15 protein-coding genes are annotated in these 19,286 nt (G+C 63.3%); 6 read left to right on the top strand and 9 right to left on the bottom strand.

Annotation, left to right across the window (positions count from 1 at the left end; translation table 11 throughout):
- Positions 1-148: 148 nt before the first annotated feature.
- Positions 149-2,566, top strand: coding sequence for a GAF domain-containing protein (locus OSC37_RS10710; RefSeq protein ID WP_267161467.1), 2,418 nt, complete (start codon positions 149-151; stop codon positions 2,564-2,566).
- 27 nt (positions 2,567-2,593) lie between these two features.
- Here the strand turns inward: OSC37_RS10710 and OSC37_RS10705 are convergent, their stop codons facing one another.
- Genes OSC37_RS10705 through OSC37_RS10695 form a run of 3 tightly spaced genes read right to left on the bottom strand, consistent with a single transcriptional unit; the run spans position 2,594 to position 4,565 of the window.
- Positions 2,594-2,875 (bottom strand): hypothetical protein, encoded by a 282-nt coding sequence (locus OSC37_RS10705; RefSeq protein ID WP_267161466.1) that lies wholly within the window; start codon positions 2,873-2,875, stop codon positions 2,594-2,596.
- A 47-nt stretch (positions 2,876-2,922) separates the two neighbouring features.
- Positions 2,923-4,083, bottom strand: a complete 1,161-nt coding sequence (locus OSC37_RS10700; protein WP_267161465.1) for a pyridoxal phosphate-dependent aminotransferase — start codon at positions 4,081-4,083, stop codon at positions 2,923-2,925.
- The gene (locus tag OSC37_RS10695) at positions 4,080-4,565 is read right to left on the bottom strand and encodes an Lrp/AsnC family transcriptional regulator (RefSeq protein ID WP_267161464.1); all 486 of its coding nucleotides are present in this window, start codon (positions 4,563-4,565) and stop codon (positions 4,080-4,082) included. The genes OSC37_RS10700 and OSC37_RS10695 overlap by 4 nt, the downstream gene beginning before the upstream one ends.
- Before the next feature lie 102 nt (positions 4,566-4,667).
- Between OSC37_RS10695 and OSC37_RS10690 the strand changes: the two genes are divergently transcribed.
- Positions 4,668-5,723 (top strand): M20/M25/M40 family metallo-hydrolase, encoded by a 1,056-nt coding sequence (locus OSC37_RS10690; protein ID WP_267161463.1) that lies wholly within the window; start codon positions 4,668-4,670, stop codon positions 5,721-5,723.
- A 2-nt stretch (positions 5,724-5,725) separates the two neighbouring features.
- Here OSC37_RS10690 and OSC37_RS10685 read toward each other — a convergent pair whose 3' ends face one another.
- Positions 5,726-6,814, bottom strand: coding sequence for a LolA family protein (locus tag OSC37_RS10685; protein ID WP_267161462.1), 1,089 nt, complete (start codon positions 6,812-6,814; stop codon positions 5,726-5,728).
- Positions 6,815-6,904: 90 nt separating this feature from the next.
- Between OSC37_RS10685 and OSC37_RS10680 the strand changes: the two genes are divergently transcribed.
- Positions 6,905-7,654: an NAD-dependent protein deacylase gene (locus OSC37_RS10680; RefSeq protein WP_267161461.1), complete on the top strand. Its 750-nt coding sequence runs from the start codon at positions 6,905-6,907 to the stop codon at positions 7,652-7,654.
- On the opposite strand, the gene OSC37_RS10675 is transcribed toward OSC37_RS10680, so the two are convergent.
- Positions 7,651-8,094, bottom strand: a complete 444-nt coding sequence (locus tag OSC37_RS10675; RefSeq protein WP_267161460.1) for a DUF5793 family protein — start codon at positions 8,092-8,094, stop codon at positions 7,651-7,653. The two genes, OSC37_RS10680 and OSC37_RS10675, sit on opposite strands and share 4 nt — an antisense overlap.
- A gap of 166 nt (positions 8,095-8,260) precedes the next feature.
- On the opposite strand from OSC37_RS10675, the gene OSC37_RS10670 reads away from it, so the two are divergent.
- Positions 8,261-11,074, top strand: coding sequence for an Hvo_1808 family surface protein (locus OSC37_RS10670; RefSeq protein ID WP_267161459.1), 2,814 nt, complete (start codon positions 8,261-8,263; stop codon positions 11,072-11,074).
- A 53-nt stretch (positions 11,075-11,127) separates the two neighbouring features.
- The gene (locus OSC37_RS10665) at positions 11,128-12,987 is read left to right on the top strand and encodes an outer membrane protein assembly factor BamB family protein (protein WP_267161458.1); all 1,860 of its coding nucleotides are present in this window, start codon (positions 11,128-11,130) and stop codon (positions 12,985-12,987) included.
- On the opposite strand, the gene phoU is transcribed toward OSC37_RS10665, so the two are convergent.
- The 4 genes from phoU to OSC37_RS10645 form a co-directional block, all read right to left on the bottom strand.
- Positions 12,977-13,627, bottom strand: a complete 651-nt coding sequence (gene phoU, locus OSC37_RS10660; RefSeq protein ID WP_267161457.1) for a phosphate signaling complex protein PhoU — start codon at positions 13,625-13,627, stop codon at positions 12,977-12,979. The genes OSC37_RS10665 and phoU overlap by 11 nt on opposite strands.
- A gap of 3 nt (positions 13,628-13,630) precedes the next feature.
- On the bottom strand, positions 13,631-15,682 hold the full coding sequence (pstA, locus tag OSC37_RS10655) for a phosphate ABC transporter permease PstA (RefSeq protein ID WP_267161456.1): 2,052 nt from the start codon (positions 15,680-15,682) through the stop codon (positions 13,631-13,633).
- Between the two features lies 1 nt (position 15,683).
- Positions 15,684-16,658, bottom strand: a complete 975-nt coding sequence (gene pstC, locus OSC37_RS10650; RefSeq protein WP_267161455.1) for a phosphate ABC transporter permease subunit PstC — start codon at positions 16,656-16,658, stop codon at positions 15,684-15,686.
- A gap of 106 nt (positions 16,659-16,764) precedes the next feature.
- A complete protein-coding gene (locus tag OSC37_RS10645) occupies positions 16,765-17,874 on the bottom strand; it encodes a PstS family phosphate ABC transporter substrate-binding protein (RefSeq protein WP_267161454.1) in 1,110 nt (369 codons plus the stop codon).
- Positions 17,875-18,274: 400 nt separating this feature from the next.
- On the opposite strand from OSC37_RS10645, the gene OSC37_RS10640 reads away from it, so the two are divergent.
- The gene (locus OSC37_RS10640; RefSeq protein ID WP_267161453.1) at positions 18,275-19,267 is read left to right on the top strand and encodes a metallophosphoesterase family protein; all 993 of its coding nucleotides are present in this window, start codon (positions 18,275-18,277) and stop codon (positions 19,265-19,267) included.
- Positions 19,268-19,286 lie beyond the last annotated feature (19 nt).

The following is a 19,286-nucleotide window of genomic DNA, read 5'->3' as shown; positions in this document are numbered from 1 at the left end:
GTATCCCCTGGTAAATAAACAGAGGTACAGACCCGTCTGCGCCGTGGCCGAACAATTAAGCCATTTAATTAATAACATATCGTACGCTTGTGCCGGCGTAGGTATCGGACCAGCAGCCCGGGGCTGGATCGCCAGCGTGGCCACGATCATGAGAGCAGAACAACGATTTCGAGCACTGTACGAGATATCGCTTGCAGTCGAATCACAGGCGACTGTGCCGAAGACAGCCGAGACAGCGTTGGAGGCGTATCTGGAACAGCTTGATTGTTCGGTCGGTGCGGTGTTCACCACCAGCGAGGGTCTGTCGCCGGTTGCCGCTGTGCCGACGGAGCCAGACCGAAGCGACCTGCTGGCGGCCGCGTATACGCAGCTTGAATCGCGCCTCGAAGCCGATATCGACCGCGGCCACGCCACAGACGAGCAACGGTCCCAGGAGATGGGTGACATCTCGATTGGGTCGTCGCTCCCGGCCACGGAGTCAGTCACGGGTGTTGGTACCTATCACCTGTTTTCACTCCCGGGGTTCGGCGTGCTCGTCCTCGGGAGGGAAGGGGCTGGGCTGGACGACGAGACCATAGCAGCACTCCCAGACCTGAACGAGACGGTGGCCCGCGCCTGTGTATCAGCGGCGAGACGACAACGTCAGCCACAGTGGTTCGAGGCGCTTCCGTATCCAGTCGTGGCTGTGACTATCGAGGGCACAACCGAGCGTGTCGTCGAGATGAACGAGCGTTTCGAGCAGCGATTTGGCTACGAAGACGACACAATCCGTGGGCGAGAAGTGAACACGCTCGTCCGACTACCCGACAGGCCGTTCGAGAGAGACAGGCTGATGGCAGCACTCGACCGCGGCGAGTCACTGGAAGCCGAGGTGCAACGAGAGACCCCGTCGGGTACGGAGTCCTTTCTGTTCAACGCTGTGCCGCTCGAAACACAGTCAGCCACCGAGTACATCGGTATTTACGTCGACATCACAGAACGCAAACAGCGCGAACAGACACTCGATGAGCTGTACGGGGCAGTCCAGAAACTGCTCGCGGCAGACTCCAGACAGCAGGTCTGTACGCAGGCTGTCGAGACGGTTGCGTCCGTTTTTGGCTACTCGACTGTCGGCATCCACCTGTACAACCGCGAGATAGAAGCACTAGAACCAGCCGCGACGGCCGGGCGCGTGCGCGAGCAGTTCAACGAGCCACCACGATATACCGTCAGAGATACCGTTATCTGGGATGCCTACGAAGCGCGTACCCCCGTTCGCATCGACGACACGGAGGACTTCGAAGGGACACTCCCCGACGATGGAGCGCCTGCTGGAAGCACAATTATTCTGCCACTCGGCGTCCATGGCGTGCTCATCACGTCGGCAGTCAAACCTGACGCCTTCGGGGACCAAGAGTGGCATCTGCTGCGGCTGTTGAGCCAACTGGTGACGGTTGCACTCGACCGGTCGACCACCAGGAATCGGTTAGCCGGCGTTCAGCGAGAGATTAGCGAGGCGTTCCAGGCAGAGACACACGAGGAGATGGCCGAAACTGTCCTCGACGCGATACCGGCTCTCCTCGATTTCCCGATTGCAGGCGTCTGGCGGTACCGTCCCGCGAGAGATGTCCTCGAACCGCTCGGGATGACAGAAGACGCAACAGAGTTGTTCGACGCGCCGCCAACATTTTCTGAGGACGACAAGAGTATTGCCTGGCAGACGTTCGAGTCTGGGTCGACGACAATCGTCTCAGACGCCTCGCAACACCCAGAGGCGTACAATCCAGAGACGCCAATCAGGGGAGAAATTATCGTTCCGATCGGCGATTACGGCGTGTTGACCGCCGGGTCGACGTACGAGGACAGCTTCACGCAGTTCGACGCCGAGATTCTCGAAATACTCGCGGCGAATCTCGAAGTCGTCGCCGAAGTCATCGACAGCAGACAGGACGTCGCGCTGCTCGAACAGGTCATTGCTCGGATACTCAGACATAACGTGCGAAACAAGCTGACGCCGATTCGAGGGTATGCGAACACAATTGTCGAGCAACTCGACCAGCCGCTCAAATCCCACGCCGAAGCCATCGTCGAGAACTGTAACGAGCTGGCTCGGACGGCAGAACACGCCCGGGAGATGCGGACGGTCATTCGTGCCAGAGACGAAATGACGACCACCTCGCTTGCGAAAGCAGTCCGTGCGGTCGCCGAAACCGTCGACCCTGAATTTCCTGACGGAGAGTTGCTGGTGAATATCGATGCGACCACTCGTGTGACGGCCCACACCCAGCTAACAACGGCGCTTCGTCACCTCGTCCGGAACGGCTTTGACCACAACGACAGTGAACAGCCCCGCGTCGTCGTCACGGTCGAAGACGGAGACGCAGGCCCGACAGTCGAAATCGCTGATAACGGCCCTGGTATCGACGCACACGAACTCGACGTTATCGACAGACACGGGGAGTCCGCACTCGAGCACGGCAGCGGTGCAGGCCTCTGGATTATCGATCGTGTCATCGAGTATTCTGAGGCACGCCTGTCATTCGAGACCACAGACGGGACCACAGCAAGAATTACCTTTCCACAGTGACCAGCGCGTGCCGACAGTCACCCGATCTTACTCGTCGTCGATGGTCACGCCGACCGGTTCTTCCGGCGTCTCGTCGTCGGCTTCCTCGTCATCGCCACCGAGGAGAAACTTGAGGACGCTCGCGACGACGACGAACACGACGAGACCAGCAACGGCCGCCAGTAGCTTGTTCCCGCCATCGTCATCATCGCCTGATTCGTCGTCGCCGTTCACCTCGTCGTCAACGTCGCCTTCGTCGTCGCCAAACCCGGCGTGTGCCGAAAACGAGCTGTCCGAGAGGTTCACTTCGAGAATCGTGATGTCTACCATACAACTACTTCGAGTGACAGCCTCTTACCCGTTCCGCCACAGCGTGGCTATGCCTCGGGGTCCTCGTGTGTCTCGACAAAGCCCTCGATGCGGTCGAGGGCCTCTTTGAGGTCGTCCATTCCGGTCGCATACGAGACACGAAGGTGACCCTGGCCACCCTCGCCGAAGGCGTCACCCGGGACAGCCGCGACGCCGGTCTCTTCGAGCAGCGCCTCTGCGAAGGCCTCGCTGTCTTTCCAGGGGGTCGCAGGGAAGGCATAGAACGCCCCGCTCGCCCGGAAACAGTCGATACCCATCTCTTCGAACCGGGAGAGGACGAGGTTCCGACGGCGGTTGTACTGTGAGACCATCTCCGAAACGACCTCCCCACAGGAGTCAAGCGCCTCCAGTGCCACGTGCTGGGCCGTCGTCGGGGCCGAGAGCATCGTGTACTGGTGGACCCGGTTCATCGCCCGGGTCGCCTCCGCCGGCGCGAGGACATACCCCAGCCGGAGGCCCGTCATCGCGTAGGCCTTCGAGAAGCCGTTGATGACGATTGTCCGTTCGCGCATTCCCGGCAGCGTCGATATCGAGGTGTGGTCGTGGTCGTAGCTCAGTTCGGCATAGATTTCGTCCGAGACAACCGTGAGGTCGTGTTCGCGGGCGAAGGCGGCCACCTCGGCGAGTTCGTCGCGGGTCATCGTCGCGCCGGTCGGGTTGTTGGGGTAGCAGATGACAAGCATCTCCGCCTCGTCGGCCCCCGCGTCGGCCAGCGCCTCGGAGGTGAGCTTGAACTCATCCTCGGGGCGGGTCGGAACCGAGCAGACCTCGCCGCCGGCGAAGCGGACACCTGGAACGTACGAGACGTAACACGGCTGGGCGACCGCGACGGTGTCGCCGGGGTCGACGAAGGCACGAAAGGCCAGGTCGACGGCCTCGCTTGCGCCCGCTGTGACGAGGATTTCCTCATCGGGGTCGTAATCGAGATCGTAGCGCCGGTCGACAGTCTCGGCGATTGCCACCCGGAGATCCCGGCGGCCCCGGTTTGCAGTGTAGGAGGTTTTGCCCTGCTCCAGCGAGGCGATACCGGCCTCGCGAGCAGCCCAGGGGGCCGCGAAGTCGGGTTCGCCGACCCCAAGCGAGATAACGTCGTCGCGCTGTTCTGCGAGTTCGAAGAACCGACGGATGCCCGACGGCGGGACCCGCTCGATGCGTTCTGCCGGCTTCATGGTGACACAGAGAGGCGGTCGTCGTCGTGCCCGTCGCCCAGCAGGATGCCCTGTTCCTTGTACGAGTCCATCACGTAGTGGGTGACCGTCTGGGTAATTTCGGGAACCGGCGCGACCTTGTCGCTGACGAACTGGGAGACCTCCTGCATCGAGTCAGCCTCGACCTCCATGAAGAAGTCGTACTCACCGCTGACGAGATGAAGCGAGTCGACCAGCTCGAACTTGGCGAGTCGACCGGCGATATCCTCGTATCCGGTCTCGCGGTCGAGCGTGACGTTCAATTCGACGGCCGCCCGGACCGGCTCGTCGTCGCGCTTACGTCCGTCGATAATCGGCTTGTAGCCTCTGATGACCCCCTCGGATTCGAGCTGTTCGATACTCTCCTCCACGGCCTCGGACTCCATCCCCAGTTGCCGCGCGATGTCTTCCGTGCTGTAGCGTGCGTTCTCACGAAGCGCGGCCAGTACTTCGTCGTGGCTCATACGGGATCTACGACTGATAATAATGATAGACCTGTCGAATTCGTCCCAAGCCGCGTCGGCAGACAACGGTAGATTCAGGTGGGCTGGGTCCAACCGCCGGATATGGACGGCACAAAGCGAGCGTTTCTCGACTCGTTGCTACAGACATCGACACCCTCTGGCTTCGAGGTTCCCGGCCAGCGCGAGTGGGTCGAGTACGTCTCCGAGTTCGCCGACGAGGTTCGGACCGACGAATACGGCAACGCCGTCGCCGTCGTCGAAGGCGGCGACCCAACGGTTGCGATTACTGGCCACTGTGACGAAATCGGATTCATGGTGCGGGATATCAACGAGGACGGCTCGATCAGTCTGACCCGTATCGGCGGCAGCGACAAGACCGTCTCGCCGGGCCAACACGTCGTCGTCCACACCGACGACGGCACGGTCCCGGGCGTCATCGGCCAGACCGCCATCCACCTGCGGGACAGAGACGAAGACTCCTACAGCAAGATTCGCGAACAGCACGTCGATATCGGCGTCGACGAGAGCGAGGCCGCCGAGGAACTTGTCGAGGTCGGTGACCCAATTACCTTCGACCAGACGGTCTCCGAACTCGAAGACGGGCGTATCACGGCTCGCGGGCTCGACAACCGCATCGGTGTCTGGGCGGCCGCAGAGGCGCTGCGTCGGGCCGCCGAACGCGACCCCGAGGCGACTGTCTGTGCCGTCAGCACGGTCCAGGAAGAGGTCGGCCTGAAGGGCGCACAGATGGTCGGCTTCGACCTCGCGCCCGACGTGGCTGTCGCGACTGACGTGACCCACGCAACCGACGGCCCGGGCGTCCCTGGCGACCGCGACACCGGTATCGAACTCGGAGAAGGACCGGTCGTCGCCCGCGGGAGCACGAACCACCCCAACGTGGTCGAAGCGGTCCGGACCGTTGCCGACGACGCCGGCCTGGCATACCAGCTTCAGGCCGCCGGCAGCCGGACCGGGACCGACGCCGACGCCTTCTACGTCTCACAGGGCGGGATTCCCTCGCTGAACGTGGGCGTCCCGAACCGCTACATGCACACGCCCGTCGAGATGCTCGACCTCGAGGACCTCGACGAGGCCGCAGAGCTGCTCGGACGGTTCGCCGCTCGTGCCGACGAGTTCGCCTACGCGGTCGACATCTGAACTCAAGAGCACGCCACCGAGGACGCTGCCTCGACGAGCGTCTCCTCGGCTGCAGTGCCAATGACCCGATAGCTGTACTCGTCACACGTCCAGACGAGCGTGGTGGCCGAGCCGTTGACCCGCCGGTACGCCGTCTGTTCGCCGACTGCGACGGGCTCACCGTCCGTCTCCCACGCCGTGATGTCGGTCGACCGTGAGACGACCACGTTCTGTTCGCCGTTGGTGTACGACAGCGAGAGCCGTTCGTCGGTGACGGAGCCACGCGTAAACGAGAACGCCTCGGTCAGTTCGGGGTCCGGAACTCGGTCGACCCGCTCGCGGGCGGCCGCGTAGCTGTCGACTCTGTTCTCCAGGTCAGCGGGTGTCCGAATCGTCGTATTCTCGGGAACCTCGAAGGCGAAGGGGTTCCCGGAGACGTCGAAGGTGACGTTCTCGTACCGGAACACGCCGGTCTCGTCGCCCTCGATTCGTTGTTTCACCACCGACATCGACGCCGCATCTATCCACAGCTCTACCTGGGTCGCGTTAAACGGCGTCTTCACGTCGGTAAGCTGTTCGTCGCCGCTGTCACCGCCAGCGATACCGCCCCCGGGCAAGAGGACAGGAAGGGGCTGTCGGTCGCGCCCGCTGTCACTGCGGGTGAGTGTGACGTGGTAGGCGGCTCGTCCCTGATACTCTGTCTCCTGAATGCCGGCTACCGGGCCGTTCCGAAGAATCTCGGCGAGTCCGTCTCTCCGCTCGGTTGTCTGGTCGCCCTCTGTCCGTGAGTCTCTGACAGAGACCGTATTCCGGGTCGGGTCGTATCGCCAGCGGCGGTCCCCGTCGTCGACGGTGACGAGCGTCTGGCCGTCGACATCGTTCTCGCGTCGACTTGCGCCGTCGGCCCGAATCCAACTGTCGTGTGAGAGTGAGAAACTCTGGTTGCCGTACGTCCAATTTGCATGGTAGGTCCCGGCGACGACTGCCGGAGCGTCTGTCTCGTTCAGCTCCTCAAGGAGGTCCTCGCTGGTCAGTTCGTCGTCGGCGAGTCCGAGACAGCCTGCCCCGGTCACGACGAGCAGAAAACAGACGACAGCCAGCACACGACTCATAGGCGACAGTCGCGGTCCAACGGGTTTGATACTTTCTCTCGCCAGCAGCGAGGGGATGTGTTTTTGACCGCTGCTCTCGCAGGTCCGTGTGTGACGGCGACCGACGAAACAATCGAGACAATCGCGAGCGAACTGGCGGCGGCCGACCACGCGGTCGCACTGACGGGTGCCGGCGTCAGCACCGCCTCTGGCATCCCCGATTTCCGGAGCGAGGGCGGCGTCTGGGACACCTTCGACCCTGCGGAGTTCCGGTACGGCCGGTTTCAGGCCGACCCGGCCGCGTTCTGGGAGCGCCGCGTCGAAATGCACGAGACGGTCTACGGCGGCGATATCGAGCCGAACGTGGCACACGAGGCACTCGCCGAACTCGAAGCGGCGGGCGTACTCGATGTGGTTGTCACACAGAACGTCGACGGGCTTCACGGCGCGGCCGGCTCAGAGACCGTCGTCGAACTCCACGGCAACGCCGACCGCGTCGTCTGTGAGGAGTGTGGTCGGCGGGCCGACGCCGGACCGGTCCGCGACCGCGTCACGAGCGGCGAGACGCCGCCACGGTGTCGGGAGTGTCAGGGACTGCTCAAGCCGGATGTGGTGTTGTTCGGCGAGCAACTGCCCCGGGCATCGCTCCAGATGGCCCGCGACCACGCACGGCGAGCCGACGTCTTCCTCGCGGCCGGTTCGTCGCTGTCGGTGGAGCCAGCGGCATCGCTTCCGCGGACAGCGACACAGGCGACGCTCGTGGTTGTCAATCTCGAAGAGACACCGGTGTCGGCGGCTGCCGACTACGAGCTGTTGGCAGACGTGACCGACGTGTTGCCGGCGATGGCCGACGCCGTCTAGAGTTCGACGCCGCTGGGGATGAGGCTGTGTTGTCGCAGGAGGTCGCCCTGGCTGTCGTAGACAAACAGCGCGTCCATCTCGTGTTCGATGGGGTCGTCCTCGCGCTCGATACAGACCAGATAGCTCCCGGCCTCCCCGTCGGCGTCGCGTGCCACGTCGACCAGGTCGAGCACCGTCTCGGCCGAGACGTTGACTTCGAGCAGGTACTCCCCGGTGACGCGGTGGGTGAGGCTGAACACACCTGCCGAGTCCGCCACGTCGAGTGGGTCCTGAAGCCGGAACGCCGCGTCAATCTCCTCGGCTGGATAGAGGTCGCCGTCCTCGGCTGTCAGTTGTGTGGTGAGCGTGACGGTCGGACCGGTGTACTCGATGTGCAGGGTGGGACGGTCGGGGTCGGCGTCGGGGAGTTCGACGGTGACTGTAAAGTTATCACGCCTCATTCGGACGGTATCAACTAGGGACCGCTCACCAATTAACGTAACGGCGGTTCGAAGGACGCTTTCAGGGACAGACACAGCTTCGAGTACACTCAACTCTGTCGGGCAGTTTCTCGCTTGGAAAATCGCCGACGGAGGCTTTATCCAACGTCACGGAAAGCACGGCAGCATGGACGACGTTGGTCGGACACGATTGTATCGGCTGCTCGCACTGGGCGTCTGTTTACTGACGCTGTGTGTGGGACTAGCGGTCGTCGCCGGCCCGGCAGCGGCCGACGGCGTGACACCAGACAACAGCACAGTTTCGGACGCTGTCGTCGAGAACGACACAGCCGACCCCGAGTCGGACCAACTCGGCTGGGAGAACGGCCTCTGGGCGAACGCGACACTCTCAATAACCCAGTCCGACGGGATAAACGAGAGCGAGCTGGAGGCCGTCGTCGCGCGGACAATGGCACGCGTCGAGGCGGTTCGCGGAATCGAGTTCGACCGGACCCCACCGGTCCGGATACTCCTCCCCCGCGAACAGCGCGCAGAGAGCGAACAGCTACGGTACTCCGACCCACAACGGACGCGCCTCAACGCGACCTACGAGGCCCTCTTTCTCATCAACGAGTCACAGGACGCCGTCGCGTCACAGCAGGCGCTCCGTGGCAACGGCGTCAACGGCTACTACAGTCCGTCGACCGGGAATGTGACGATGGTCTCGCCGAACAGTACTGTCCGGCAGATTCGTGAGGGCGTCCTCGCACAGGAGCTGTTCCACGCCCAACAGGACAACCAGTTTGACTTGCCAGCTGTCCGGACTATCGAGCAGCGAAACGCCCGCAACGGGTACGTCGAGGGTGACGCGAACTACGTGCAAGACCGATACGAGCAACGCTGTGGCGAGAACTGGACGTGTTACCGTCCAGAGCGCCAGAGCGTCCCCGACCTCTCCGGAGTCAACGACGGCATGCTGACGTTGTTCGGACAGCCCTATCAGTCGGGGTACGCGTTCGTCCGCGACCGCCACCAGCAGTCTGGCTGGGATGCTGTGAACAAACTGTACGAGAACCCACCCGAGAGTACAGAACAGATTATCCATCCCGACAAGTACCGGGAGGATAGTCCAACAGCCGTTCAAATTCGTGACCGGAGTTCGGCCGCGTGGCAGCCCCTGACGGTAAACGGCGACCGGCTCACACAGTCTGTCGGCGAGGCCGGGCTCTACGTCTCGTTGCTCTCGCCGGCCAGAGAGACAACCGGCCAGACAGCGATTATCTCGTTCGACAATCATTTCGTTGGCGGATTCGGCGACGCAGTCACCGAGAACTACGCACACCCAGCGACGGCGGGCTGGGACGGTGACAGGCTCCTCCCCTACACCGCAGCCGACGGGAACGCGACCGGCTACGTCTACGAGACGGCCTGGGACAGCCCCGAGGACGCTCGGGAGTTCTACGATGCCTACCGCAAACTGCTCGCCTATCACGAGGCGGAGCCGGTGGCCGGCCTGTCGAACACCTACCGGGTTCCCGATTCGAGTGGGTTTGCCGATGCACTGTACGTCAACCGAACCGGCAGCCGACTGCGGATTGTCAACGCTCCCTCTACCGACGCCCTCAGCGAGATTCGACAGGGGGCCGCCCCGGAGGGATCGACCGCAGACGGCCAGTGGAAACATATCCTGTGGAAAAGCGGACTCGACGGCAATCGACTCATACAGCCAGTCGCAGAGAACGGGACTGTCTTCGCGTACGACGGGAGCCAGATGTACGGATTCGACCGCGACGCTGGCGAAGCCATCTGGACACAGCAGGTCAACGAGTCGATTGTGTCCGCTCCTGTCGTAGCAGACGGAGCCGTCTACGCTGGGAGCTTCGATTCGGCAGTGCTGGCTTTCGACGGAGCGACCGGCGAGAGGGAGTGGACCCGACAGGTCGACGCACCTATCGTCGCTGCACCGGCAGTCGCCGACAAAACTGCCTACGTCGCGACGACTGGGGGCAGTCTGTACGCGCTGAACGCGACGACAGGCGAGCCAAGGTGGACCACACAGTTGAACGGGACGAGTCAGTCACTGCGAGTCGCCGGCGACACGGTACTCGTCGGTAATGCAACCGCTCTAGCCGGCGTCGACGCACCAACCGGTGAAATCGAGTGGACTGTCACGTTCAGCGGACGGATAGTCGCCAGCCCACGTGTGTTGAACCAGACAGTGTACACGACATCGTTCGACAGGAGCGTCGGCAACAGTTACCTCCATGCTGTCGACGCATCTAGCGGGGACAACCGCTGGACACAGGAGCTGAACGGGTCGGGGGTAGCACAAACAACGGTCACTGACGAAACGGTGTACCTCGGTGGATACAACACCAGCAACAGGACGGGACAGGTGTTCGCATTCGACCGCGAGTCCGGCGAGCAGCGATGGACTGTCGAGTCCGAGAAATTAATCACTGGCATGGCAGCCGCCAACGACTCCCTCTATGTCGGCACCACGGCCGGGACAGTACGTGCAATCACAGCGTCTACGGGCAATATTCTGTGGGAGACCCAAGCAGAGAGCCCAATCAATCGACGGCTCGTCGCCCTGAACGGAACGCTCTACGTCGGAACCCAGGGCGGAACACTCACCGCACTGGAGATGGGGACAGGCAGCAAGCAGTGGCAGTTGTTCGCCGATAGACTGGCGAGTATCTCGCCGACGCTGGTCGACGGAGGGGTGTACGCGACCGGCGGTGACCTGTACGCTATCGATGCGTCGCAGTCAACAGCCGAGGGGTCGGGCGACGCTACCGGAGAGGGAGGCACAAACAAGACGACCGACGCCGACAACGAACCACCCTCGGACGACACAGCCGATAACCAGACCGAAAGTGAGTCAGCAGCCACCACGGAGACCCTACAGGACACCCCCGCTGCAAGCGAGGATGGGCCGGGCTTTGGCGTTGCTGTCGCCCTCGTTGCAATTGGTCTGGTGGCTGTCGTTCGACGGTAACGCTTGGAGCCAAGTGAACGCGGTTTTAACTGCGGGCTAACTAGGACCGAACAATGACCCAAACCCGGCGGCAGTTTCTTGCGTCCGTCGCGGGAGCGACAGCCGCGGGGACGCTCGCCCGTCACAGCACGGACGCCAGTACAGCCACACCAGTCGAAACCACCACAGCCCAGGCGACAGCCGCGTGGCCGATGTACGCGGGTGACCTGGCAAACACCGGCTACGTCGAGACGACCGGGCCGACGACCGACGTCGGGCCGGCCTGGGAGTACGACACTGGCGGCCAGGTGACAGCCGGAGCTGCCGTCGCCGACGGCACCGTCTACGTCACCAGCCACGCCGGCGCGGTCGCCGCACTCGATACCGAGGACGGGACCGAACGCTGGCGCTTCGAGGTCGACAGCGAGGTGAAGACGACGCCGGCAGTCGTCGACGGAATCCTCTACGTCGGCACGCAGTCGGGTCTCGTCTACGCGGTGAACACCGAAAACGGCGAGGAGGTGTGGCGGTTTGGCACCGGCGACTACGTGACCTCCTCGCCAGCAGTCACCGACGGAACAGCGTACGTCGGCAGCAAGGACGGAAATGTATACGCCATCGAGACCGAGGACGGGACCGAACGCTGGCGATTCGAGACAGAGTTCTGGATACGCTCGTCGCCGGCGGTCGCCGACGGCGTCGTCTACACGGGAAGTGACAACGGGAACCTCTATGCTATCGACGCCGAGACCGGCGAGCAGCTGTGGGAGTTTCCGGTCTCGACGAGAGGCGTCGCCAGCTCGCCGGCGGTCGTCGACGGCACTGTCTACATCGGCGGCATGGACCAGCGACTGTACGCCGTCGACGCCGCCGACGGCAGCGGCGTCTGGTGGTTCGATACAGCCGGCGTCATTTCGGCCGCCCCCGCCGTCGCCGACGGGACCGTCTACGTCACCAGCCGGGGCCACAGGGTGTACGGTGTCGACGCCGCGGAGGGAACCGAACGGTGGTCGTTCGACACCGGTCGACAAATTTCGGCCGCTCCCGCGGTTGCCGACGGCGTCGTCTACGTCGGCAGCGAGAGCGAGGCGGTGTACGGCATCGACGCCGCCGAGGGAACCGAGCTGTGGTCGATGGACACGACCCGGCCGGTGTCGGCCGCTCCGGCAGTCGTTGACGGGACCGTCTACATCGGGACCGAGAGCGGGGCCCTCTACGCGCTCGAAGACGGGTTCGCGTCAGCCGCACCCGCGACCGGCGGCGACGACGGGGCAGACGACGGCGGCGGAGCCGGTCCGACGGAGTCGCCCTCGCCGTTCGAGGACCTCAGCTACCTCGCGGTGCCCCTGACTGTCGCAAGTGTGGTAACAGCCATCGCCGGCGGCTACTACACGCTCACCCGCGTGGGTGCGTTTGACTCGGTCGACAGCGCGAGTGAGGTGTTCGGCGACGAGGCTGACACTGACGAGCCAGCGGCGACAGAAAGCGAGCCAGCGACGACAGAGAGCACAGACGAGACGACGACGGACTCGGCCCCCGAGGCGCCAACCAAGTCTTCCCAGCTCTGGCAGCTCATCGTCGACGACGTGACCAATCGAGCGGGCGAGACCAAGACCAGAGCCATCGAGGATTTCGTCGTGACCAAGCATCTCGACCGCGACACGCTCTCTGCGCCCGTGCTGGTCTACGAGATTGAGTCCGTCCGCGACGAGCCTGCCCGCGTCCGGCTGACCGAGCCCCTCATCTCGGCCGATGGAGACACGAACCCTCTGGGTGACAGCTGGGAACTGACCGACGACGAACTCGTCTTCGAGACGGTCGTCGACCCCGGCGAAACGGTGACAACGCTGGTCGGCCGTCCGGACTGTCCGGCCGAGCACGCCGACGACCTCCTGAAGAAACCGACGGTCAGCGTCGACCCGGTCAGTAGATGAGGTCGTCCTCGCGGTCAACCATGTAGACCGTCCGGGCACAGACGTTGACCGCGTGGTCGCCGACACGTTCGATGTCACGAATCGCCAGCAGCGTCCGCGAGACTGGTTCGAGCTCCGGGTCGTTGGCCGCCATCATCTCACGGACGACCGTTTCACTCGCGTCGGCACACGCGTCGTCGAGGTCGTCGTCGCGCTCGGCGACCGCTCGTGCAGCGTCGGCGTCGTCCCGGGCGTAGGCACGGAGTGCATCCTCGACCATCTCGCCGGCTGTCGTCGCGAGCGGTTCGAGCGCGACGGTCTCCGAGAGGTCGCCGCCAGCCTCTCGGCCGTAGCGGGCGAGATTTGTCGCCAGGTCGCCGACGCGTTCGAGGTCAGTGAGAATCTTGAACGAGGCAGTGATAAACCGTAGGTCGCCGGCGACCGGCTGCTGGAGAGCGACCAGCTTCGTACACCGGGCTTCGGTGTCGAGATACCACTCGTTTATCTCTGTGTCGCCGTCGATAACCCGGTCTGCGGTTCGCGAGTCCCCAGAAGTGAGCGCCTCAACGGCCATCGCGTACCGGTCACAGACCAGATCGCCAAGCGCCGCCACCTCGCCGCGGAGTTCCCAGAGCTGTTGTCTGTACTGCTCTCGGGGCATCGCTCACGGTCCCTGTTCCGAGCGGTTCCGGATGACGATTGCCGTGGCGTTCATCAACAGGAGGACGATGAGCAGCGTGACGACACCCGCCGCGAGGACGCCGTACTTGAACTCGGTTTTCACCGACGACGACCAGACGTAGATCTGCATCGGCATCGCGGTCGTCGTCTCCATGATACCGCCGGGTGGGTTGAAGATGCTGTTCGGGAACCCAATCATGATGAGCGGTGCGGTCTCACCGATTGCCCGCCCGAGCGAGAGAATCGTCCCGGTGAGCACACCTGGCAGCGCCTCGGGGAGGACGACGTTTTTCGTCGTCTGCCAGCGGGTCGCGCCCATCGCGTAGGACCCGTTTCGCATACTGTCGGGTACGGCCCGGATTGCCTCCTGTGCCGAGATAATCGTAATCGGCAGGATGAGCAGGGTCAGCGTGAGTGCGCCGGTGACCGCCGTCCCGAGTCCGAATCCGATGAGGTTGACGAACACTCCCAGGCCGAGCAGTCCATAGACGACAGAGGGGACAGCAGCCAGGTTCGCGATGTTAATCTGCAAAATACGGGTCAGCAGACCACCCAGGCCGGTGTCGGGGGCGTACTCTTCGAGGAAAACCGCCGTCCCGACGCCGAAGGTGAAAGAGAACACCGCGACAAGCGAGATGAGAACGACCGAGCCGACGATGGCCGGATAGAATCCGGCCCGCTCGGGCAGCGAAGACGGGCCAGAGGTGACGAACGACCAATCGAGCCAGATGTCCGGCGGCGTGACTCCCCAGACGTCGACGACGACCGCACCGACGAGAACGCCGGCGACCAGAAGCAGCGGTAACGCGAGTCCGATAGTTCCCTCGCGGCGCTGGCTCACCTGCCGGACGTACGCGACCGTCGGGACCGAGACCGTCAGCAGGAACAGGATTGCAGTTTTTGCGTCGACACCGATAGCCGTCGCGAGCTGGCTGCCGGCGACCGCGAATGCGAAGATGGCAGCGCCGGTGGTCATCCCCGTCCGGCGGGAGGTCTTGACTGCGGTCAGTCCCGCGCTGGCGAGCGAGAGCGGGACCGCGAGCGTCCAGACGTAGATGAGCCACGTCGTCGGATAGCCGGCGTAGAACTCGAGGATGGGTTCCGGTGCGAGACCGACCTGGCCGGCGGCGACGCTCGCGGCGACAGCACCCAAAAAGGCGAGGACACTGGCCCCGCGTGGGTGCTTTGTTCGCGATTCGAGCGCGTGGCCGAGCGCCATTGCCGCCGCGGCCGAGATGGCGACCAGATAGAGCGTGACGACGCTGAACGACACGGCTCCCGGCAACGACACACTCAGCGACACCCCTCCGGGCAACGAGAACTGCACCCCCTTGTCGAGAGTCTCTGGAATCACTATCGTCGTGAATGGACTGCCCGGCCGGGTCGCCAAGACAGCGGCCGTCAGCGCAATTGGGGCAGCCGTCAGCGAGATGGGTGACTTCGGCCGGCGAGTACTGTAGGCGACCACGAGCGCCGCGGGAACGAGCCCGAGCGTGTGCATCCAGAACCAGGCCCGGACCTCGAAGACGACGAAGAGAATCACGAGCATGAACCCGAGGGCGGTGCCACCGATGAGTCGGCCGACGAGCCCGAAACCAACACGACCGACCGGCTCACGGCTCCCGGCGAACGCGGCAACCGCCGTTGCCGGAACGACCACCCCAAACAGATAGACAATCTGCCACGTGAGGCCGGGAATCGAGCGCACGAACGTCTCGACGAGGTAAAACGCCAGCCGCACTGCCGCCATACCGCCGACGAGCCCAAGGACAGTCTGGCGTGTCAGCTCGGGGTCGTTTGCGCTGTAGAGACAGAAACCGAGGAAGGGGACGACCAGCGTGAGGAAATACGTCAGCAGCCACTCGGGGCTGGCACTCGTGAGGTTGAACGCGTCGACGGTGACGTAGACGAGCAACACGGCCAGCATGAGGATGCCAAAGACGGAGGCACCGAGCGAGAGTTTCTCGAATATCTTTCCGCGGAGTCGACTCACCGTTCCGAATCCTGTCGTGTCAGTGTCGTGTTCGACAGCCATGTCAGTACTCCTCCCGGTAGCGTTCCGCGATGATGTCGCTGATGACGTTCATGATGAGCGTGACGACGAAGAGGAACAGGCCGAGTGCGAACATCGCGTCGTATGGAATCGTGCCGCCGGTCAGGTCGCCGCCGACGATGTTGACCATCGCGACAGTAATCGTCATCCCCTGTTCGAGCAGTACGTCACCCGGATGGACGAAGGGAATACCGAGCAGTCCATTCTGGACCTCCGGCAGCGTCGCGTTCGACCCCATGGCGACGACGACAATCATCGTCTCGCCGATGGCACGCGAGATGGCGAGGATGTACGACGAGACGATGCCCGAAATCGCGGCGGGGACGACGATACCGGTCGAGACCTCGAACTTGGTCGCGCCAAGACCGTAGCCGGCCTGTCGCAACTCGTCTGGGACCGCGTTCATCGCGTCCTCGCTGATCGAGGAGACCATCGGAATGACCATGATACCGACCATCAGCGACGCCGATAAGGCGTTAAAGGTCATCATGTTGGGAAACAGCGTCGCCTGAAGTGCGGGTGTGATGTAGACGAGCGCGAAGTAACCGTAGACGACTGTCGGGACACCGGCCAGGATTTCGAGCATCGGCTTGAGAATCGCCCGCTTGCGCGGGCTGGCGTACTCGCTGAGGTAAATCGCCGTCAGCGTGCCGATGGGGATAGCAACAAAAGCCGAGGTCAGCGTCACGACGAGCGTCCCGACGACCAGCGGAACGATACCGAACAGTTGCTCACCACCTGTATCGTTGGGACTCCATTCCAACCCGCCCAGGAAGTCGGCTATCGGGTACGCCTGGAAAAACGCAATTGCGTCGGTGAGAAGCGTCAAAAAAATCGCGACGGTCGTCAGAAGCGTCACAGCCGCACAGACAAGCATAAACGAGCCGTAGGTACCCTCTTTGATGCGCTCGATGCCCCGCGTTCGCCCGAGGTCTAAGTCCGGCTGCGAGTCACTCACAGCTTACCACTACCGTTGGATTGTGTAAGGGGGTACATGCACTTTCCGAAATTGCGGCGCTGTCCGCAGTCGCTCCGACCCAGTCGCGTCCAGCGCCGTTCCATTGTTACTGGGCCTGGGAGATTGCGTCTTCGAGTTTCTCCATCTGTGCCTCTTTGGTCTCCTCGGTGGCCGGCACGTAGCCGACGCGCTCGGCGACAATCTCCTCGTTTGTCGTCTGCTCGACGAAGTAGCGGGCGAACTCGGCGACGTGTTCCTCGGCCAGCGAACTCATCGAGGGGTAGGTGTAGAGGTTCCGCGAGAGGGGCTGGTACTCGCCCGAGGAAGCAGTGTCGAGACTCGGCGCGACACAGCCGTCGCCGTTGTCTATCTTGACAGCCTGTGCCTGGTCGGGATTCTGGTAGTAGTATGCAAAGCCGAAGTAGCCAATTGCGTAGGGGTTGCCGCTGACGCCCTGGATAATGGTCTCGTCGTCCTCGGTGGGCTGGTAGTCGTCGGTGTGACCCCGGTCGGCCCCCTGGACGTTCTCGATGAAGTAGTCGTAGGTGCCGGAGGTGTCGGCCGCACCGAAGCGGTTGATGGGCTCGTCGTCCCACTCGGAGTTGACGTCACTCCAGGTCTCGGCACCGTCGGCCTCCCAAATCTGGGCCAGCTCCTCGACAGTAATACACGGCGTATCTCCGAGCACCTCGTGGTTGTTGCTGACGACAACCGTCAGCGCGTCGGTCGCGGCGACCAGTTCGATATAGTCGACGTCGTTGTCGCTACAGAGCTGCTCCTCTTCCCCTTTGATTGGCCGGCTCGCGTTGTTGAAGTCCGTGTTGCCAGGACAGAAGTGATTCGAGAAGCCACCGCCGGATCCGGTCGAGCTGAGGTTGATGCTGACCTTGCTGTGCTCTCTGGCGAACTCCTCGCCGATTGCCTGCATGAGCGGGTAGACCGTGCTGGAGCCTGCGATGTCTATTTCCCCCGACAGCTCCCCTCCGTCGGTCGAGCCGCCGTCGCTGCCGTCGTTACTGTCACCTCCGTCGCTGCCGTCGCTGTCACTCCCCTCGTTGCTGTCGCCCCCATCTTCTCCGTCGCTGTCGCTGCCGTCGTCGCCGTCGTCACTGGCGGTACAGCCCGCCAGGGCGATTGCTCCGGCCGCGCCTGCGCCAGAGAGGAATTTCCGTCTCGATGCAGCACTCCCGAACCAGTCTGACTGACTGTCGGTCATCACCCGATTGTAGATGACTTCGATATAAGTAGACTACTATTATATATATACTGTTCACCGTACGTATATATTGAGCTACGTAGTGATATGTACACCTCAGTATGGACCAGCTAGATAGCCCCCGTTCGCCAGAGGGAGCGACGATAGCGACGCGAGGAGTTGGTGGTGGACCCACTGCGTGATTCTGTCTCCCGTGCGCGCGATAGCCGAGACGACCGCCCGGATTGCTCATCGAGCGGTTCCGACGCCTGTGGCCGACGTCAACGGTCGGACCTGACATGCCCACCAACCGGGATATATAGCCAAACACGGCGCTCGTGAGGGCTGTGAGTGGTCCGGAGAGCAATATATAATATTTTAGATACTTACTTGGTTGTGGAGCGAATGATAGTAGCTACCGATGTTCTCCGAAGACGGCACCGGCGGCGACGGCGGAGGGCCGTTGTTTCCAGACAACGGCACCGCGACCCTCGCTCGGTTCGACCGCCCGCGCGGGAGCGGGACGACAGTTGCGGTCCTGGCAGACCCACATCTGACTCCCACCGCCCGTGGCTCGGCGACCCTGTATCACCGGACGAAACAGCGCTTCCAGATGGCTGTCGCCGACGCCCACCGACTCGACGTCGACGGGACGGTCGTCGCCGGTGACCTGACGAAAGACGGCTCCGGCCACGAGTATCGACTCGGCGACACGCTCGTCGGAACGCTGCCGGAGCCGAGGCTGCTCGTTCCCGGGAACCACGATATCGGCCCGGCCCGCGAGCTCGAAACCGGCGGGGCGTTCGCACGCCGGTACGGACACGGGAGCTACCCGGCCACGAAACAGATGGGGAACCTGACGCTGTGTGGACTCGACAGCACCGAAGAGGCGACCGACCGTGGCGGTGCCGTCGCGCTGCCAGCGGGAGGGATTGGAGACGCGTCCGGCCCATGTATCGCTGTTGTTCATCACCCGCTTGCGGGCCTTCCCGAGCCGTTCGACGGGACACTCCCCGAGTCGGCACACCGGCTGCAGAACCCCGAGGCGACAGCCGACGCACTCGCCGCGGCCGGCGTCGACCTCGTAATCACCGGCCACCTCCACTGGCCGTTCGCGACGACCTACCGGGGGCTAAACGTCGTCGGCGCGCCGGGATGTTCGGCGTTCCCACCCGGCTATCTCCTCGTCCATGTCGATTCGCGGGGGACGACCGTCTCGCTGGTCTCGCTGGCCGGTGAGCGTGGCCTGGCTGAGGCCTACGAGTACACACTGGAGGAGACGCGCGGCGACCCCGTCCAGTCGGCGGTCAGAGACAGGTACTTCGGCACCTTTCCACAGGTCGACGAACAGGCCGTCGGCAACGATACCGCCCCATCTGGCGGCCGCTCGTGGTCGGCCGAACAGTCAGGATAAGAGCAGTAGACATAACAAC

The organism is Halovenus salina, assembly GCF_026410925.1.
In the GTDB taxonomy this organism is placed as follows: Archaea; Halobacteriota; Halobacteria; order Halobacteriales; family Haloarculaceae; genus Halovenus; species Halovenus salina.
Note: the sequence above shows the minus strand (reverse complement) of the source record. Positions and strands in the feature narration are given on the sequence as shown.

Excerpts from the sequence above, each read along its gene's own strand:
- OSC37_RS10695 (WP_267161464.1), bottom strand. The coding sequence starts at position 4,565 with ATGAGCCACGACGAAGTACTGGCCGCGCTTCGTGAGAACGCACGCTAC.
- OSC37_RS10640 (WP_267161453.1), top strand. The coding sequence starts at position 18,275 with ATGTTCTCCGAAGACGGCACCGGCGGCGACGGCGGAGGGCCGTTGTTT.
- OSC37_RS10645 (WP_267161454.1), bottom strand. The coding sequence starts at position 17,874 with ATGACCGACAGTCAGTCAGACTGGTTCGGGAGTGCTGCATCGAGACGG.
- OSC37_RS10710 (WP_267161467.1), top strand. The coding sequence starts at position 149 with ATGAGAGCAGAACAACGATTTCGAGCACTGTACGAGATATCGCTTGCA.
- phoU (WP_267161457.1), bottom strand. The coding sequence starts at position 13,627 with ATGCCCCGAGAGCAGTACAGACAACAGCTCTGGGAACTCCGCGGCGAG.
- OSC37_RS10675 (WP_267161460.1), bottom strand. The coding sequence starts at position 8,094 with ATGAGGCGTGATAACTTTACAGTCACCGTCGAACTCCCCGACGCCGAC.
- OSC37_RS10700 (WP_267161465.1), bottom strand. The coding sequence starts at position 4,083 with ATGAAGCCGGCAGAACGCATCGAGCGGGTCCCGCCGTCGGGCATCCGT.
- OSC37_RS10705 (WP_267161466.1), bottom strand. The coding sequence starts at position 2,875 with ATGGTAGACATCACGATTCTCGAAGTGAACCTCTCGGACAGCTCGTTT.
- OSC37_RS10670 (WP_267161459.1), top strand. The coding sequence starts at position 8,261 with ATGGACGACGTTGGTCGGACACGATTGTATCGGCTGCTCGCACTGGGC.
- OSC37_RS10685 (WP_267161462.1), bottom strand. The coding sequence starts at position 6,814 with ATGAGTCGTGTGCTGGCTGTCGTCTGTTTTCTGCTCGTCGTGACCGGG.
- OSC37_RS10690 (WP_267161463.1), top strand. The coding sequence starts at position 4,668 with ATGGACGGCACAAAGCGAGCGTTTCTCGACTCGTTGCTACAGACATCG.
- pstA (WP_267161456.1), bottom strand. The coding sequence starts at position 15,682 with ATGGCTGTCGAACACGACACTGACACGACAGGATTCGGAACGGTGAGT.
- OSC37_RS10665 (WP_267161458.1), top strand. The coding sequence starts at position 11,128 with ATGACCCAAACCCGGCGGCAGTTTCTTGCGTCCGTCGCGGGAGCGACA.